Source organism: Isoptericola aurantiacus, assembly GCF_044769875.1.
In the GTDB taxonomy this organism is placed as follows: Bacteria; Actinomycetota; Actinomycetes; order Actinomycetales; family Cellulomonadaceae; genus Isoptericola; species Isoptericola aurantiacus.
In genome coordinates, this window is the sequence record NZ_JBJBAE010000003.1 from 123016 (window position 1) to 140383 (window position 17368).

A 17368-nucleotide genomic window follows, 5' to 3' on the forward strand; every position below is an offset into this window, starting at 1 on the left:
TCGCGTACCACCATCACACGAAGGGGTGTCATGAAGACCAGGAAGTGCGCGGCGATCCTGATCGCACCACTGCTCGGAGCTCTCTCCCTCACCGCCTGCACGGGGCCGGGGAGCGACGGCTCGGAGGAGTCCTCCACACCGCAGAGCGTCGACCAGGACTGGTCGCAGGCCGATCCGATCACCGTCGACGTCTACGACGGGCTCGCCAACTACATGGGCATCCAGAGCGGCTGGTTCGGCAAGGTCGTCGAGGACAAGTTCAACATGGAGCTCAACATCATCGCCCCCAACGTCGCGGGCGGCGGCGACACGCTGTACAACACCCGCGTCGCGGGCGGGGACCTGGGCGACCTCGTCGTCGTCGACAAGGGCCAGCAGATGGACGAGCTCGTCGAGGGCGGGCTCCTGCTCGACGCGTCGTCGTACTACGACTCCATGCAGCACGTGGCGCCCTTCGGCGCCGCCGTGGACCAGCTCAACGAGGGCAAGGACGGCATCTACGGGTTCCCCACCTCGGTCTCGAGCCTCAGCCCGACGGAGCCGTCCGAGGGCCTGGAGCCGACGTTCGGCCCCTACCTGCGCTGGGACCTCTACGCGGACGCGGGGTACCCGGAGATCGGGACGCTCGAGGACCTCCTGCCCGTCCTGCAGGAGATGCAGGAGGCGCAGCCGCAGGCCGACAACGGCCAGAAGACCTACGCCATCTCCCTGTTCAAGGACTGGGACGGCAACATGATGGTCACGGCCAAGCAGCCCGCCACCCTCTACGGCTACGACGAGCTCGGGTTCGTGCTCGCCAAGGCGGACGGCTCGGACTACCAGAGCATCGTCGACCCCGACTCGGAGTACGTCCGGGCGTTGAGGTTCTACTTCGAGGCCAACCAGCGGGGTCTGGTCGACCCGGAGTCGACCACGCAGAACTACGACACGATGTTCTCCAAGTACCAGAACGGGCAGGTGCTCCTGTCCTGGTGGCCGTGGCTCGGACAGTCCGCCTTCAACACCGAGGAGCGGATGGCCGACGGCAAGGGCTTCATGCTGGCCCCCATGCAGGACCAGGAGATCTTCTCCTACGGCGCCGAGGTCTACGGCGGCAAGCAGATCCTCGGCATCGGTTCCGGCGCCGAGGACCCCGCCCGCCTGGCCGCGTTCATCGACTGGCTGTACTCGCCGGAGGGCGTCCACCTCAACTCCTCGCAGACCGGGGCGGCGGCCGGGCCGCAGGACCTGACCTGGGAGCTGGACGACGCGGGCGAGCCGGCGCTCACCGACTTCGGCACGCAGGTCTTCCTCGAGGGCGGCGCGGACGTGCCGGCCGAGTGGGGCGGCGGCGCCTACACCGACGGCGTGTCGACCCTCAACGTCTCGACGGTGCTGCCCAAGGACACCGACCCGGACACCGGCTATCCGTACAACTACACCTTCTGGCCGAGCTACCAGGAAGCCGTGGCGAACCCGCTCACCGAGGACTGGGCCGCCACGATGGGTGACGCGACGAGCACCCTGGAGTACCTGCAGGCCAACGACCAGCTGCTCGTGGCGCCGGGGTCGAGCTACACCGCCCCCGCGGACGACAGCGAGATCGAGGCGATCCGCAACCAGGTCAAGGCCAGTATCATCGAGCACTCGTGGAAGATGGTCTTCGCCCAGGACGAGGCCGAGTTCGAGACGCTGCTGACCTCCCTGCAGGACACGGTCGACGGGCTCGGCTACCAGAAGGTCCTCGACGTCGACATGGCCAACGCCGAGGAGCAGAACGCCGCCCGCGAGGCCGTCGCGGCCGAGTTCGGCTGATCACGGCACGACGGCGCCGGCCGGCGCACGGCTCGCCGCAGGGCCCGGGCATGTTGCCCGGGCCCTGCGGCGTGCGGCATGCGGCGTGCGGGCCGCGGCATGCGGTGACGGTCCGACGACGTCGCACGGGCGGGTCCTCACTGCCCCGAGTGCGGGCTGACCGGCTCCAGCTCGGACGGGTGTGCCTGCCGACGGCGGAAGACGCCGTGCAGGACGAAGGCGCTCACGTAGGCGCCGAACGAGAAGCCGATCGTCCCGACGAGGAAGAGTGTCTGCGGCACCAGGACGACGACGCAGGCCGCGGTGACCGGCAGGAGGACCAGCCCCAGGGTCCGTGCCGGCTCGACGAGCGGGAGCAGCAGCGCGTTGCGGACCGTGCGGCCCACCGGCGCGTCGAACCACGCGGCCAGGGCGAACCCGTAGATCAGGGCCGACGCCGTGGCGGCCGCCGCGAGGGCCGACAGCGCGCCCGCCACGGCGGTGACGAGGCCGTCCATGGAGAACCAGAAGACCGCGCTGAACGCCAGCATCGCCGTCGGCACACCCAGCAGGACGAGGACGGCGGTCCCCCGCCACAGGTTGGTCCGCAGGGCCACGAGATACCCGCGCACCAGGTCGCCCCGCTCGTCGTCGGCGTACCGCAGGGTGACCTCGTACAGCGCGCTCGTGGCCGCCCCGATCGTGACGACCGGCAGACAGGCGACCAGGTAGGCGAGGTTGAGCACCACGAACAGCACGAGCGTGGTGACTCCCTGGACGTTGCGCCCCTCCGGGTCGATCCTCACGGCGTCGTCCTCACGACGCCCAGGATCCCACGCGCCGGCAGCTCGACGCTGGACGGCCCAGCGGCGAGCTCGTACCCGCCGGGCTGGACGACCAGGACGCCGTCGAGGGCACCCCCGCTCCCCTGCTGCCAGACCGCCAGCCGTGCGACGTCGAACGCGATCGTGACGACCTGGGCCTCGCCGGGCTCGAGCCGGACCCGCCGGTAGCCCAGGAGCAGCCGGACCGGCGTCGGCACGTCGACCCGGGGGCAGCCGAGCGAGTACATCTGGACGAGCTCCTCGGCGGGTCGCTCGCCGTCGTTGCGCAACGCCACGTGCGCGGTCACCACGGTCGACGACGACGGGTCGCGAGGCCGCAGCGGCGGATGGTCCCTGGTCGGCGGCGGCGCCACGACCGACGTCGCGCCGAGCTCGAGGTCCCCGTAGCTCACGGCGCCGTAGGTCAGCCCGTGCCCGAACGCGAAGGTGGGCGTCCCGGTGTCGTCGTCAGGCAGGTGCCGGTACGTCACCCGCTGGCCCCGGGTGTCGTAGTCGAAGAGGTCTCCGGCCTGCTCCGGCCGCGCCGGCCAGGTCTGCGCGAGCCGGCCCGTCGGCTCGACCGCGCCGGCGAGGACGTCGGTGAGCCCGTGCCCCAGCTCCTGACCCCCGTGGCTGGTCCACACGACCGTCGCGGCCTCGGCGACGCCCGGTCCGAGAACGTACGGGTAGCTCGAGACGAGCGCCAGCACGGCACGCGGGTTCGCCTCGACCGCCGCTCGCCAGATCTCGACGGCGGCGTCGGGCAGGTACAGATGGGGGCGGTCCTGCGTCTCGCGGCCGTTCAGGTGCGGATCGTTCCCGACGGCGACGACGACGGCGTCGCACCGGGCGGCGGCCTCGGCCACGTTCGCCGCACCGGACCCGAGCAGGCGCACGGCGAACCGCTCCGCGTCGTCGAGCGTGCGGCCCTCGGCGCACAGCACGCCGGTCCCCCGCTGCGTCCGGACCCATCGTCCCGAACCCAGGTGCAGCAGCGACCAGGTGCCGTCGGGGTGCACGTGCCGCCGGAAGCTCTCCTGGACCTCCCACCCCCCGACGCGTCCGGCATCGGCGCGCAGCAGCCACGCGGCTCCCGTGAGCAGTCCTCCGGAGCGCTGCGACCTGACCGTGAGCAGCCCGTCACCCCAGTCGGTCACCTCCCATCGGGCGTCGTCGCCGGCCACGGTGGCGTCGGCGACGACGCGGGAGCCCTCCGCCGAGGCCGCCACGTAGCAGCCCGTGCTGCGGGCACGCAGCGCGACGACGTCGGCTCCGGTGGCCACCGCGACGGCGTCGTCACCGTGACGCTCGCGCAGCGCGTCCGCGACGGTGACCGTGTACGGCGGCGTCCCCGAGTACCAGTCCGTCAGCACGGTGTCGGCGAGCGGTCCCACGACGGCGACCGAGCCATCGGCGGGCAGCGGCAGCACCCCGGCGTCGTTCCGCAGCACGACGACGGACCGCGTGGCCGCCTCGCGGGCGAGCGCGCGAGCCTCGGGCAGGTCGACGGCGCCCGGCCCGAGACCGGCGTACGGGTCCAGCCCGGGGTCGTCGACCTCCCCGGTCAGCACCCGCAGCTCCAGCAGCCGCAGCACGGCCCGGTCGACGTCCTGCATGGTCAGCAGGCCGCGATCCAGGGCCGCGCTGATCCGCTCCACCGTGGGCGCCGAGTTCGCGTCGTCGTCCGTGAACGAGTCGACGCCGGCACGCAGCATCGCCGCGTCGCCGCTCACGCGGTCGGGGTGGGAGCCCTGCAGCGTTACGGCGAACGTGGGTGCTGCGGCGTCCGAGACGACGGCGACGGACCGGTTCGTCCAGGACCTCAGCTCGGCCAGGAGGTCGTCCCGCAGGTGCGCCGGCACGCCGTCGACCCGGTTGTAGGAGGGCATGACGGCGGCGACGGCTCCCGTGGTGATCGCGTCCCGGAACGCCGGCAGCTCCTCCTCGTGCAGGGTCCGGCCGGTCAGGTCGGAGCTGGTGGACGAGCGGTCGGACTCGTTGTTGTACGCCAGGAAGTGCTTGAGCGTCGGCGCGGTCTTCCAGACCCGTTCGTGGTCGCCGCGCAGGCCACGACTGTAGGCCGCGCCCAGGTGGCCCGTGAGGTGGGGGTCCTCGGAGTAGCCCTCCTCGTTGCGCCCCCACCCCGGGTGCCGCAGGGTGTTGACCACGGGGGCCCACACGTTGAGGCTCACGTCGGGATCGGCCGCGCGCTTGGCCCGCACCTCGGTGGCCACCGCGTCGCCCACACGGCGGACCAGGTCGGCGTCCCACGTCGCCGCCAGACCGACGGGCTGCGGGAAGACGGTGGCCCGACCGAGCCAGGCGACACCGTGCAGGGCCTCGCACCCCGTGTGGAACGCGGCCAGACCCAGCCGTTCCACGGCCGGCGCGTGCTGGTGCAGCATCGCCACGCGCTCCTGCGGCGTCAACCTCGACAGCAGGTCGCGGGCGCGTTCGGTCGCCGGGCGTCGGTGGTCGCGGAAGAGGGGCACGTCCATGAGACTCCTTCGGGCCGCGGCGGTGCGGCGGTGCGGGGCGGCGACGACGTCGAAGCGCTTCGACGTACGGTAGCGACCTCGCACGCCTCCGGGCAACGAGGCCCCGGCGCGGGACCCTCCGTCCGGTCAGACCGGGCGGCCGCCCCGGCACACGTGCTGCACCCGCAGATCGCGGTCGGTGACCAGGATGTCGGCACGTCGTCCGGCCACCAGCCCGCCCACGTCGTCCAGTCCGAGCACTCCCGCCGGAACCCACGACGCGCAGCGGACCGCCGCCACGAGCGGGACGCCCGCTGCCACCGCGGCACGCACGACGTCGACGAGGTGGGCCGTCCCTCCGGCGATCGGCCCGCCGTCGGGGTGGTCGGGGTCCGCCACCCGCGCCACGCCGTCGGACACCGTGACCGACATCGGACCGAGGTCGTAGGCGCCGTCGGCCATCCCCGCGGCCGCCATCGCGTCGGTCACGAGGACCACCTGGTCCGCGCCGACGGTCTGCATCACGGTGCGCACGATGGCCGGGTCCAGGTGGACACCGTCCCCGATCAGCTCGACGACCAGGTCCCCCCGGCGTGCCGACGCCAGACAGGCGGGGATCGGACCCGCGCTGCGATGGTGCAGCGGTCGCATCGCGTTGAACAGGTGGGTCGCCGTCATGCGGCGGCGCGGGCCCGGCGCGGCGGCCAGGGCCTGCGTCACCTGCGCGATCAGCTCCTCGGCCTGCTCCGTGGTGGCGTCGGTATGGCCGATCGACGGCACGACCCCGCTGCCGACCAGCGCGTCGGCGACGCCGCCGGGGCCCGAGATCCCCTCGACCTCGGGCGCGACGGTCATCGTCCGCAGGTGGCCGCGCGCCGCGTCGACGAGCTGCCGGACCAGGGTGACGTCACCGGCGAGCAGATGGTCGGGATCGTGGGCACCGCGACGGGCCGGGGAGAGGAACGGCCCCTCGGCGTGGATCCCGGCGATCTCCCCGGCGTCGGCCAGCTCGGCGAGCAGGGCGGCCCGGGCCAGCAGCTCGTCGGCACCGGCGGTGACGAGGGAGGCGAGCATCGTCGTCGTGCCGTGGCGCCGGTGCTCGGCGACTGCCACCATCGCCTCGTCGACGGTGACGGCGTCGGGGAAGCTCGCGCCGCCCCCGCCGTGATCGTGGAGGTCGACCAGACCGGGCAGCACCAGCGTGCCGGGTTCCGGCTCCGCAGCAGCATGGACGACGTCGCCCAGACCGGCGGCGGCCGCTTCCTCGGCGGGACCGACCCAGACGAGCCGGTCCCCGGCCACGACGACGGCACCGTCCGGTACGAGGGTGCCGGGGGTCACGACGTCCCCGCGCAGGGCGAACACCTCGGGGGGCTCCGGGACGACGGCTCCGGCGTCGGGATCGATGGTCATGGCTCCATGGTGCCGCACGTCGACCGAGTTTGGAAACTAACCTTCCGAACTCCTAGAAGAGCCGCGACTCCGGGTCGTCCGCACCGCGCATCGCGTCGTAGTCGAGCAGCAGGCAGTCGATGCCCCGGTCCGTGGCCAGCACGCGGGCCTGCGGCTTGATCTCCTGCGCGGCGAACACCCCCCGGACCGGGGACAGCAACGGATCCCGGTTGAGCAGGTCCAGATAACGCGTGAGCTGCTCCACACCGTCGATGTCCCCCCGGCGCTTGATCTCCACGGCGACCGCGGCCCCGGCGCCGTCGCGCGCCAGGATGTCGACGGGACCGATCGCCGTCATGTACTCGCGGCGGACCAGCGAGTGGCCGCTGCCCAGCAGCTCGATCTGCGCCGCGAGCAGCTCCTGGAGGTGGGCCTCCACACCATCCTTCACCAGGCCTGGGTCCACGCCCAGGTCGTGCGCCGAGTCGTGCAGCACCTCGTGCAGGTCGATCTCGAGCCGGTCGTCGGACTTCTGGTGCTGGACCACCCACACCTCGGTGACGCCGCGCTCTGCGGCGTCGCCACCCGGGCCGGACACCGCCAGGGTGCAGGGCGGGCTCATCCAGTTCAGCGGCTTGTAGGACCCGCCGTCGGAGTGCAGCAGCACGCTGCCGTCCGCCTTGACGACGAGCAGCCGGGTGGCGAGGGGAAGGTGCGCGGTGAGCCGGCCGGTGTAGCGGGCCGAGCAGCGGGCGACGACGAGTCGCACGGTCCTCCTTCGATCAGCGTTCAGAGGACGAGGTCGCGGCGGCCGGGCGGCGCCGACTCCAACCAGGACGCCAGCCCGGCATAGGCGCCCGACGACATCGTCAGCTCGAAGTCGACGCCGTCGTACCGGCACCGGACGAGGTACTGGTCGGGCTGGCCCGCCTGGTCGAGCGGCGCACGGCCCGTGATCGCGAGCCGATCACGCTGCCAGGTCCGCGCCGGACGCGGGGCCAGCGACCAGCAGCGCCACCAGTCGATCCGTCCGACGCCGTACTGGGCGATACCGACCGACCAGGAGGCGTCGGGGCGGGAGCCGGCCCGTGCGCTGCACTGGAACGAGCCGACCCGGTGGGACAGCGTCCGCAACCGGGAGGCTCCCGCCACGAGCACCAGGGCGAGCACGAGCACCACCGCACCGAGTGCCGCGAGCAGGTACCCACCCATGTCGTACGGGGCCTCAGGCCAGCGAGCTCTCGCGGCCGGACACCTCGGTGACGTCGTCGACCACGATGGTGACGACGTCGGTGTCCACCGAGACGAAACCTCCGGTGACCTGCACCTCGACCGCCACCTGCCCCGGCGCGGTGAACACCTTGACGGTGCCGGGTCGCAGGACCGCGAGCAGCGGGGTGTGGCCGGCGAGGATACCGATCTGACCGTCGGCCGACGGCGCGACGACCTCGCGCGCGGCACCGGACCAGACCTTGCGGTCGGCCGCGACCAGGTCGACGTTCAGCTCTGCCATGTCAGGCTCCAGGGTTCTTCAGTCGAGGGTGGTGCGTCGTCCTGCCGGCCGTGGGACCGGCCGGCAGGACGACGCGTCAGCGTGGCGGGACGCGGCCTCAGGCCCCGTACTCCTTCTGGATCTTCGCCCAGTTGCGCTCCAGGTCCTCGAGCCCGCCGATGTTGTAGAAGGCCTGCTCGGCGACGTGGTCGTACTCGCCCTCGGAGATCTTCTTGAAGGCCTCCACGGTCTCGCTCAGCGGCACCGTCGAACCCTCGACACCCGTGAACTTCTTGGCCATGTAGGTGTTCTGCGACAGGAACTGCTGGATACGGCGAGCGCGCGCCACCAGCGTCTTGTCCTCCTCGGAGAGCTCGTCCACACCGAGGATCGCGATGATGTCCTGCAGCTCCTTGTTGCGCTGGAGGATCTGCTTGACCGTGGTCGCGACGTCGTAGTGCTCCTGACCCACGTACCGCGGGTCCAGGATGCGGGAGGTCGACGTCAGCGGGTCGATCGCCGGGTACAGACCCTTCGAGGCGATCTCGCGGGAGAGCTCCGTCGTGGCGTCCAGGTGCGCGAAGGTCGTGGCCGGCGCCGGGTCGGTGTAGTCGTCCGCCGGGACGTAGATCGCCTGCAGCGAGGTGATCGAGTGACCACGGGTCGAGGTGATGCGCTCCTGCAGGAGGCCCATCTCGTCGGCGAGGTTCGGCTGGTAGCCCACCGCGGACGGCATCCGGCCGAGCAGCGTCGAGACCTCGGAGCCGGCCTGCGTGAACCGGAAGATGTTGTCGATGAACAGCAGCACGTCCTGCTTGCGCACGTCGCGGAAGTACTCCGCCATGGTGAGCGCGGACAGGGCCACCCGCAGACGCGTGCCCGGCGGCTCGTCCATCTGACCGAACACGAGGGCCGTCTTGTCGAAGACGCCGGCCTCGTCCATCTCGGCGATGAGGTCGTTGCCCTCACGGGTGCGCTCGCCGACGCCGGCGAACACGGAGACACCACCGTGGTCCTGCGCCACGCGCTGGATCATCTCCTGGATGAGGACCGTCTTGCCGACGCCCGCACCGCCGAACAGGCCGATCTTGCCGCCCTGGACGTACGGGGTCAGCAGGTCGATCGACTTGATACCCGTCTCGAACATCGTCGTCTTCGACTCGAGCTGGTCGAACGCCGGGGGCTTGCGGTGGATCGGCCACCGCTCGGTGACCTCGAGCGTCTCGCCCTCGGCGAGGTTGAGGGCCTCACCGGTGACGTTGAAGACCTTGCCCTTGGTGACGTCGCCGACGGGCACCGAGATGGGCGCACCCGTGTCGGTGACGACGGCCCCACGGACGAGACCGTCCGTCGGCTTGAGCGCGATCGCGCGCACGAGCGAGTCGCCCAGGTGCTGCGCGGTCTCGAGCGTGAGGGTGAACGAGTTCTCGTCCTCACCCTGGCCGGACAGGTCGATGTCGACCGTCAGGGCGTTGTAGATGTCGGGGATCGAGTCCTCGGGGAACTCGATGTCGACGACGGGTCCGATCACACGCGCGACTCGGCCGGTGCCCGGCTCGGTCGGCGCCGCGCCCGTCGGGGCTTCCGCGGTGGTGGCGGTCATGGGTTGCCTCGCTTCGAAAGGTTCGGGTGTGAGTTCGTCGATCGACGACGTCGGCCGCTGGCGGTCACGACGACGCGAGGGCGTCAGCACCCGAGACGATCTCGCTGATCTCCTGGGTGATGTCCGCCTGGCGGGCCTGGTTCGCCAGGCGCGTGTAGTTGCGGATGAGGTCTTCGGCGTTGTCCGTCGCGGTGTGCATCGCCCGCTGGCGGGACGCCAGCTCGGAGGCCGCGGCCTCCAGCATGAAGCTGAAGATGCGGCTGCGCACGTACCGCGGCAGCAGGGCGTCGAGCACCTTCTCGGGGCCGGGCTCGAAGTCGTACAGCGGCAGCAGCTCGTCCTCGCCCGGGGTGCTGACACCCTCGACGATCTCGAGCGGCAGCATCCGCACGACGCGCGGCCGCTGGGTGACCATGTTGACGAACTGCGTGTAGACCACGTGCAGCTCGCTGACGCCCCCCTCGGCCGCCGGAGCGAGGAACGCACCGAGCAGCGTGTCGGCGATCTCCCCGGCGACCTCCGGCTGCGGGTAGTCCGAGCCGTACGACCACTGGCCGGCCAGCTCGCGGCCACGGTACTTGTAGAAGGAGATCGCCCGGCGGCCGGCCGCGTAGAGCACGACCTCCTTGCCCTCGGCCGTGAGCTGGGCGACGAGCCTCTCCGTCTCGCGGATGATCGACGCCGAGTAGGAGCCGGCCATGCCGCGGTCCGAGGAGACGATCAGCACCGCGACACGATCGGTGTCGTGGCGCTCCGTGGTCAGCGGGTGATCCATCGAGGCGTGCGTCGCCACCGCCGAGACGGCGCGGGTGATCGCACGCTCGTACGGTGCCGCCGCGGCCGTGCGGCCACGCGCCTTGCTGATGCGGGAGGCCGCGATCAGCTCCTGCGCGCGGAACATCTTCTTCAGCGACTGCGTCGACTTGATCCGCTGCTTGTAGACGCGCTGGGATCCTCCGGCCATACGATCAGCCCTTCTTCTGCACGACGAGCTGCTCCTGCTCGACGTCCGCCTCGTCGGCGGCGTCGCCGCCCACGAGAGCGGAACCGTCGCCCTTGAGGAACCCGTCACGGAAGTCGTCGACCGCTGCGGCGAGCGCGTCCTCGGTGTCCTGCTCGAGCTTGCCGGACGACACGATCGCGTCGAAGACGTCGGTGTTGCGGCGCAGGTGGTCGATGAGCTCGGACTCGAACCGCTTGACGTCCGAGACCGGCACGTCGTCCAGCTTGCCCTTGGTCCCCGCCCAGATGGACGCGACCTGCTCCTCGACCGGGTACGGCGTGTACTGGGGCTGCTTGAGCAGCTCCATGAGCACCGCGCCGCGGGTGAGCTGGCCGCGCGAGGCGGCGTCGAGGTCGGAGGCGAACATGGCGAAGGCCTCGAGCGAGCGGTACTGCGCCAGCTCGAGCTTCAGCGTCCCGGAGACCTTCTTCATGGCCTTGACCTGCGCGTCACCACCGACTCGCGACACCGAGATGCCGACGTCGACGGCGGGGCGCTGGTCGGCGTTGAAGAGGTCGGACTGCAGGAAGATCTGGCCGTCCGTGATCGAGATGACGTTCGTCGGGATGTACGCCGAGACGTCGTTCGCCTTGGTCTCGATGATCGGCAGACCCGTCATCGACCCGGCGCCCAGCTCGTCGGACAGCTTGGCGCAGCGCTCGAGCAGACGGGAGTGCAGGTAGAAGACGTCACCGGGGTATGCCTCGCGGCCCGGCGGGCGCCGCAGCAGCAGCGAGGTGGCCCGGTAGGCCTCGGCCTGCTTCGACAGGTCGTCGAAGATGATGAGGACGTGCTTGCCGTCGTACATCCAGTGCTGACCGATGGCCGACCCGGTGTAGGGGGCCAGGTACTTGAACCCCGCCGGGTCGGACGCGGGCGCGGCGACGATCGTCGTGTACTCGAGCGCGCCGGCCTCCTCGAGGGCGCCACGCACCGAGGCGATCGTCGACCCCTTCTGGCCCACCGCGACATAGATGCAGCGGACCTGCTTGCTCGGGTCGCCGGAGTCCCAGTTGGCCTTCTGGTTGATGATCGTGTCGATCGCGATCGCGGTCTTGCCGGTCTGGCGGTCACCGATGATCAGCTGCCGCTGGCCACGGCCGACGGGGATCATCGAGTCGATCGCCTTGATGCCGGTCTGCAGCGGCTCGTGCACCGACTTGCGCTGCATGACGCCGGGGGCCTGGAGCTCGAGGGCGCGGCGGCCGTCGGTCTCGACGTCACCGAGTCCGTCGATCGGGTTGCCCAGCGGGTCCACCACGCGGCCGAGGTAGCCCTCGCCGACCGGGACCGAGAGGACCTCGCCCGTGCGACGGACCTCCTGGCCCTCCTCGATCCCGGTGAACTCGCCGAGGACGACGACACCGATCTCGCGCACGTCCAGGTTCTGCGCGAGGCCGAGCGTGCCGTCCTCGAAACGCAGCAGCTCGTTGGCCATCGCGCCGGGCAGGCCCTCGACACGCGCGATGCCGTCGGCGGCGAAGGTGACGCGGCCCACCTCCTCGGCGACCGCGCCCTCGGGCTCGTAGGACTTCACGAAGCTGTCCAGCGCGGACCGGATCTCCTCCGGCCGGATCGTCAGCTCAGCCATTGCTCTTCTCCTGTCGTGGCCGCGTCTGCGACCGAACGTTCATCTGCGCCGACCGGCGGCCGGCTGGGCGTCGAATGGGTCAGCCGGCCAGCCGGCGACGGGCGTCAGCCAGGCGGGACAGCACGGTGGAGTCGACGACGTCGGCGCCGACCTGGATACGCAGCCCACCGACCACGGCCGGGTCGACCGAGACGTTGAGCTGCACGGGGCGGCCGTAGGCGTTCTCGAGGATGCCCCCGAGGCGCTCCTCCTGCGCGGCGGTGAGCACCGTCGCGCTCGTGACCGCGGCGACCAGCCGCTTGCGGCGTTCCGCCGCGACGTCGCCGTACCACAGGAGGGTCGGGACGAACCGACGTCCACGCAGCGTCGTGGTCGCACGCCGCACGAGCAGCAGGGTGACCGGGTCGACCTTGCCCTCGACCAGCGCGTCGGCGAGTGCCGCACGGCGCTCGGGCGACGCGGACTGGTCCGACAGCGCCTGCCGCGTCTCCCGCTGTCCTGCGAGGGCCCGGGTCAGGCGGAAGAGCTCGTCCTCGACCGTCTCCAGGGCACCGCGGGACTCCGCCGAGGCGAGCACGGCGTCCAGGCCGAGCCGCTCGACGGCGTCGGTCAGGTCGGACTCGTCCGACCAGCGCGACCGGGCCAGGCCGGACACGAGGTCGACGACACGCTCGTCGAACCGGCCGTCGAGGACCGCCGCCACGAGGCGAGCCTTGTCCTCGCCGTCGCGCGACGGGTCCGCGAGCGAGCGGCGCAGCGCCCCGGACTCGTCGAGCGCGGTCACGACGGCGAACAGCTGTTCACCGAGCGTGGCCGCCTCGCCGGCCGCGGACCGCAGCACCGGCTCGAACCGCTCCTGGGCGGCTGCCAGCGATGCTCCGCTCGTCCCTCGCATCAGGCCTCCTTGACGCTCGTCGTCGCCGACTGGTCGGCCTCGAGCTCGTCGAGGAACCGGTCGACCACGCGCGACTGCCGTGCGCTGTCCTCGAGCGACTCGCCGACGATCTTCGACGCGAGCTCGGTGGCCAGCGCGCCGACCTCCGACCGCAGCGAGACCGCGGCGGACTGACGCTCGGCCTCGATCTGGCGGTGCGCGGTCTCGACGATGCGGGCCGCCTCGTCGTTGGCCTTGGCCTTGAGCTCCGCGACGATGGCCGTGCCCTCGGCACGCGCCTCCTCGCGGGTCTTCGAGGCCTCGGCACGGGCCTCGGCGAGCTGCTGGTGGTACTCGGCCAGCGCAGCCGCGGCCTCCTCCTGCACCTTCTCGGCCTTGGCCAGACCGCCCTCGATCTTCGCGGTGCGCTCGTCCAGGACCGTCTGGAAGCGAGGCAGCACGTACTTGATGAAGACGACGGCGATGATGACGACGATCACCGTGGACCAGACGATGTCATAGGTCGCCGGGAGGAGCGGGTTGGTGCCCTCCTCCGCGGCCATCACGGCGCCTGTGGGGGCGTTCATGCGAACTGCCATCACAGGAAGAACGGCGTCACGAGGCCCAGCAGCGCCAGAACCTCGATGAACGCCAGACCCATGAACATGGTGGCGCGCAGCTGGCCGGACATCTCCGGCTGGCGGGCCATGCTCTCGATGGTCTTGCCGAACAGGATGCCGAGGCCGATGCCCGGGCCGACGGCGGCGAGGCCGTACCCGACGGTCGCGATGCTGCCTTCGACTGCGGCGAGAGTGGTGACGTCCACAGGGTTTCCTTCCGTTGGGCGCCCGTCCGGTGTTGGCGGGCGTCGCGTGCATGAATCTGTTGGCGGGCGGCTGGACGGTGGGAGGGACCGGCGGTCCTCCCACCAGGGCTGGCGCCCTGGGTCAGTGCTCCGCCTCGATGGACATGTTGATGTAGAGGGCGGCGAGGATGGCGAAGACGTAGGCCTGCAGCACCGCGACGAAGATCTCGAGCAGCGTGAAGGCGAAGCCCCCGGCGAAGGTGACGACGCTGAACGCCTTCATGAAGCCGTCGGCGTCGAGGAGGAAGAAGCTCGTCGCTGCGAAGCACAGGGCGAGCAGGAGGTGCCCGGCGATCATGTTCGCCAGGAGCCGGATGACGAGCGTCGCCGGGCGGAGCACGAAGACCTGCAGGAACTCGACCGGGGTCAGCAGGACGTACAGCACCTTCGGCACGCCCGGGGGGAACAGGCTGTTCTTGAGGAACCCGCCCACCCCGAACTTGCCGACGCCCGCCGCGAGATAGGTGACGTACACCCAGACGGCGAAGACGATCGGCAGGCCGATCACGCCGGTACCCGAGATGTTCAGGAACGGGATCACGCCGGTGAGGTTGAAGAAGAGGATCGAGCAGAAGATCGTCGTCACGAGGGGCACGTACTTGCGCCCCGCCTTCTCCCCCATCACCTCGTAGGTGATGGAGTTGCGGCAGAAGTCCAGGACGAACTCGACCGCGACCTGGAACCGCCCTGGGACGAGCTTCGCCCGCTTGGCGGCCAGGACGAACACCAGCAGCAGCGCCGCCGCCGCGATGAAGCGGACGAGCATGATGCGGTTGAACTCGAGCGGAGTGCCCTCGAAGAGGAATGCCGGCGGGAAGAAGTCTTCGATGCTCGGCGCGTGGAAGCCGCTCTCTGCCTCAGAGGCGGCGAGCAGCAACGCGGTCGCGGAGGTAGACAGAGGGGACTCCCTGGGTCGTACGGTCGACAGCTGCACCGCGAGTCGGCACACCATCGGACCTGGCCGTCATGGATTCGGCCACAGCCTACCGGATGATCGCCGGTGCTCCGACACCGTGAGGAGCCGTCAGCGGCGACAATCCGGGGATTGTGACTGGGTGCACAAAGTTGACGCGGCCAATCGTCGCACGCCGCGGCTCTCGCGTCGCGTCAGGGCTGCACGTAGGGCATACGCGTGTTCTTGACCGCCCGGTAGTCCAGCAGCGCCGACCCCGCCACGCCGAGGGCGAGCACCGCGACGAGGACGTACGCGTTGTAGAAGTCCGCCTGCTTGAGCAGCGCGAGCACCACGACGAGCACGACGATCTTGGCCATCCACGTCCCCATGATGAGGGCGAACATCTTGACCGGGTTGGCACCGATGGTGCGCATCATCGACCAGATCGTCGTCGCGCAGAAGAACGCGGCGAGCGTCGCGCCGACGAGGGCGCCCCACACCCCCGCCATCCCGTCCACCAGCGCTCCGACGGCGCAGCCGAGGACCAGCAGGCCACCGACGAGCACGAGCATGTCGCGCAGCGCGGTCCGCAGGATGACCCGTTCGGCGGCGGTCGACTCGTCGTCCGGTCCGGGCCCGTCCGGCTGCTGGGGTCGAGGGGCGGGGGGCGTGGTCATCGTGCCTGTCCTTCGCGAGGTCGGGAGGTCGTGCGTGGGTTGGTCGCGCCGGGTGCCGACGGGGCGGCGGGTCGGGCCGGTACCCGGACGCCCGCCTCGTCGTCGACGGCCTGCTGCGCTCCCGTGGCCACGTCGTCGTCCAGGAAGCGTCCTCGGGTGCGCAGCGGGCCGAGCGTGAGGACCAGGGCCACGACGATCGCGACCACGAGCCACACCATCACCACCTGCCAGCGCCACCGCACGAGCGCGGCGGCTCCGAAGGCGAACACGGCGGTCCACACGTACAGGATCAGGACCGCACGGCGGTGCGAGTGACCCAGGGCGAGCATCCGGTGGTGCAGGTGCATCCGGTCGGGGGCCATCGGGGACTTCCCGGCCGCCAGTCGGCGCACGACCGCCATCGTCATGTCCAGCAGGGGCAGCAGCACCACGGCGAGCGGCAGCAGCAGCGGGATGAACAGCGGCGCGCGCTGGGCGCCGGAGATCGCCGCCAGCGTCGGGTCGAAGCGGCCGATCACCGAGATCGCGGCGCCCGCGAAGACCAGGCCGAGCACCATCGAGCCGGAGTCGCCCATGAAGATGTGCGACGGGTAGAAGTTGTGCGGCAGGAAGCCCAGACAGATGCCCACCAGGACCGCGGTCATGAGCGTCGCGATGCTCGCGTAGTCCTCCGGGCTGGCCTGCTGCGTCAACGAGTACGTGTACAGGAAGAACGCCGAGCCGCCGATCGCCACGATTCCGGCCGCGAGCCCGTCCAGACCGTCGACGAAGTTGACGGCGTTCATCGCCACCACGATCACCAGGATCGTCAGGAACAACGACAGCCGCGCCGAGGGGATCGTGAGGCCACCGGGGGTCGGCAGCGAGACCAGCTGGACCTGGTTGAACGCGACGAAGCCCGCCGCGAGCGCCTGACCCGCCAGCTTGGTCATCCAGTCCAGGTCCCAGACGTCGTCGGCCCAGCCGAGGAGGCAGACGATGACCGCGCCGCCGACGATGCCGATCACCTGGCGGTCGGCGAAGACGCCCTCGAGGAACGGCATCTGGGAGGCGAGCAGCACGGCGACGACGATCCCCAGCAGCATGGCCAGCCCGCCCAGCCGAGGCGTGGGCTGCACATGGACGTCGCGGGCACGCACGGCCGAGATCGCGTTGGTGCGGCGGGCGACCCACCGGGCGCCCGGGGTGGCCAGGTACGTCACCGCCGCGGCGATGAGCATGACCAGGACGTAGACCCTCACCCGGCGGGCTCCTCGTCCGGCTCCTCGCCGAGGCCGAGCACGGGCGCGACCTCGCGGAGCGCGGTCAGCGGGACGGCGCCGTCGCGCACCACCCGCAGGTGCCCCGAGGTGGCGTCGACGATCGTCGAGGCGACCCCGCCCGGCGCGGTCCCGCCGTCGAGGTAGCAGGCGACCGCGTCACCGAGCTGGTCGACGGCGTCCGACGCCTCGTTCGCCGCGGGCTGCCCGGTCCGGTTCGCGCTCGAGACGGCGAGCGGACCGGTACGACGCAGCAGCGCGAGCGCCGCCTCGTGGTCGGGCATGCGCAGCGCGACGGTGCCGTGGGTCTCCCCCAGGTCCCAGTGCAGGGACGGCTGGGAACGCAGGATGATCGTGAAGCCGCCGGGCCAGAACGCCTCGACCAGGGCCCGTGCGTCGTCGGGCACGTCGACGGCCAGGCCGTCCAGGGTCCGGACGTCCGGTACCAGCACCGGCGGCGGCATCTGGCGCCCGCGCCCCTTGGCGGCCAGGAGCGCGGCGACCGCCTCGGCGTCGAAGGCGTCCGCCCCGATGCCGTAGACGGTGTCGGTCGGGAGGACCACCAGCGCGCCGCGGGAGATCGTGTTGACCGCCTCGTCGATCGCAGGGCCCCAGGTGTTCGAGTCGGTGACGTCGTGCACGC

Annotated in this window: 17 protein-coding genes; 1 reads left to right on the plus strand and 16 read right to left on the minus strand. The window is 71.2% G+C overall.

The window, feature by feature from the left end; translation table 11 throughout:
- Positions 1 to 30: 30 nt before the first annotated feature.
- The gene (locus ACIQLL_RS10515; RefSeq protein WP_402466517.1) at positions 31 to 1794 is read left to right on the plus strand and encodes a type 2 periplasmic-binding domain-containing protein; all 1764 of its coding nucleotides are present in this window, start codon (positions 31 to 33) and stop codon (positions 1792 to 1794) included.
- 137 nt (positions 1795 to 1931) lie between these two features.
- On the opposite strand, the gene ACIQLL_RS10520 is transcribed toward ACIQLL_RS10515, so the two are convergent.
- From ACIQLL_RS10520 to ACIQLL_RS10595, 16 genes are all read right to left on the minus strand, one after another.
- The gene (locus tag ACIQLL_RS10520; RefSeq protein ID WP_402466519.1) at positions 1932 to 2579 is read right to left on the minus strand and encodes a YesL family protein; all 648 of its coding nucleotides are present in this window, start codon (positions 2577 to 2579) and stop codon (positions 1932 to 1934) included.
- A complete protein-coding gene (locus tag ACIQLL_RS10525; RefSeq protein ID WP_402466522.1) occupies positions 2576 to 5095 on the minus strand; it encodes a beta-glucosidase family protein in 2520 nt (839 codons plus the stop codon). The genes ACIQLL_RS10520 and ACIQLL_RS10525 overlap by 4 nt, the downstream gene beginning before the upstream one ends.
- A gap of 126 nt (positions 5096 to 5221) precedes the next feature.
- Positions 5222 to 6487 (minus strand): N-acetylglucosamine-6-phosphate deacetylase, encoded by a 1266-nt coding sequence (locus ACIQLL_RS10530; protein WP_402466525.1) that lies wholly within the window; start codon positions 6485 to 6487, stop codon positions 5222 to 5224.
- A gap of 52 nt (positions 6488 to 6539) precedes the next feature.
- Positions 6540 to 7235, minus strand: coding sequence for an endonuclease NucS (gene nucS, locus ACIQLL_RS10535; protein ID WP_402466528.1), 696 nt, complete (start codon positions 7233 to 7235; stop codon positions 6540 to 6542).
- A 20-nt stretch (positions 7236 to 7255) separates the two neighbouring features.
- A complete protein-coding gene (locus tag ACIQLL_RS10540; RefSeq protein WP_402466531.1) occupies positions 7256 to 7678 on the minus strand; it encodes a DUF2550 domain-containing protein in 423 nt (140 codons plus the stop codon).
- Between the two features lie 13 nt (positions 7679 to 7691).
- Complete coding sequence (locus tag ACIQLL_RS10545; RefSeq protein WP_402466534.1) at positions 7692 to 7979, minus strand: F0F1 ATP synthase subunit epsilon; 288 nt, start codon at positions 7977 to 7979, stop codon at positions 7692 to 7694.
- A gap of 97 nt (positions 7980 to 8076) precedes the next feature.
- Positions 8077 to 9561 carry a F0F1 ATP synthase subunit beta gene (atpD, locus tag ACIQLL_RS10550; RefSeq protein ID WP_402466536.1) on the minus strand — a complete coding sequence of 495 codons (1485 nt, stop codon included), beginning with the start codon at positions 9559 to 9561 and terminating at the stop codon, positions 8077 to 8079.
- 64 nt (positions 9562 to 9625) lie between these two features.
- Positions 9626 to 10525 (minus strand): F0F1 ATP synthase subunit gamma, encoded by a 900-nt coding sequence (locus ACIQLL_RS10555; protein ID WP_402466538.1) that lies wholly within the window; start codon positions 10523 to 10525, stop codon positions 9626 to 9628.
- A 4-nt stretch (positions 10526 to 10529) separates the two neighbouring features.
- Positions 10530 to 12155, minus strand: coding sequence for a F0F1 ATP synthase subunit alpha (gene atpA / locus ACIQLL_RS10560; RefSeq protein WP_402466541.1), 1626 nt, complete (start codon positions 12153 to 12155; stop codon positions 10530 to 10532).
- A gap of 79 nt (positions 12156 to 12234) precedes the next feature.
- Positions 12235 to 13050 carry a F0F1 ATP synthase subunit delta gene (locus ACIQLL_RS10565; protein ID WP_402466544.1) on the minus strand — a complete coding sequence of 272 codons (816 nt, stop codon included), beginning with the start codon at positions 13048 to 13050 and terminating at the stop codon, positions 12235 to 12237.
- Positions 13050 to 13616 (minus strand): F0F1 ATP synthase subunit B, encoded by a 567-nt coding sequence (locus tag ACIQLL_RS10570; protein ID WP_402466546.1) that lies wholly within the window; start codon positions 13614 to 13616, stop codon positions 13050 to 13052. The genes ACIQLL_RS10565 and ACIQLL_RS10570 overlap by 1 nt, the downstream gene beginning before the upstream one ends.
- An 11-nt stretch (positions 13617 to 13627) precedes the next feature.
- The gene (gene atpE / locus ACIQLL_RS10575; RefSeq protein ID WP_402466549.1) at positions 13628 to 13855 is read right to left on the minus strand and encodes an ATP synthase F0 subunit C; all 228 of its coding nucleotides are present in this window, start codon (positions 13853 to 13855) and stop codon (positions 13628 to 13630) included.
- Between the two features lie 121 nt (positions 13856 to 13976).
- Positions 13977 to 14846: a F0F1 ATP synthase subunit A gene (gene atpB, locus ACIQLL_RS10580; RefSeq protein WP_402466551.1), complete on the minus strand. Its 870-nt coding sequence runs from the start codon at positions 14844 to 14846 to the stop codon at positions 13977 to 13979.
- 155 nt (positions 14847 to 15001) lie between these two features.
- Positions 15002 to 15466 (minus strand): hypothetical protein, encoded by a 465-nt coding sequence (locus ACIQLL_RS10585; RefSeq protein ID WP_402466554.1) that lies wholly within the window; start codon positions 15464 to 15466, stop codon positions 15002 to 15004.
- Entirely contained in the window at positions 15463 to 16707 is a 1245-nt protein-coding gene (locus ACIQLL_RS10590; RefSeq protein ID WP_402466556.1) for a glycosyltransferase family 4 protein, read from the minus strand. The genes ACIQLL_RS10585 and ACIQLL_RS10590 overlap by 4 nt, the downstream gene beginning before the upstream one ends.
- The gene (locus ACIQLL_RS10595) at positions 16704 to 17366 is read right to left on the minus strand and encodes an L-threonylcarbamoyladenylate synthase (RefSeq protein WP_402467406.1); all 663 of its coding nucleotides are present in this window, start codon (positions 17364 to 17366) and stop codon (positions 16704 to 16706) included. Before ACIQLL_RS10595 ends, ACIQLL_RS10590 begins: the two co-directional genes overlap by 4 nt.
- Positions 17367 to 17368 lie beyond the last annotated feature (2 nt).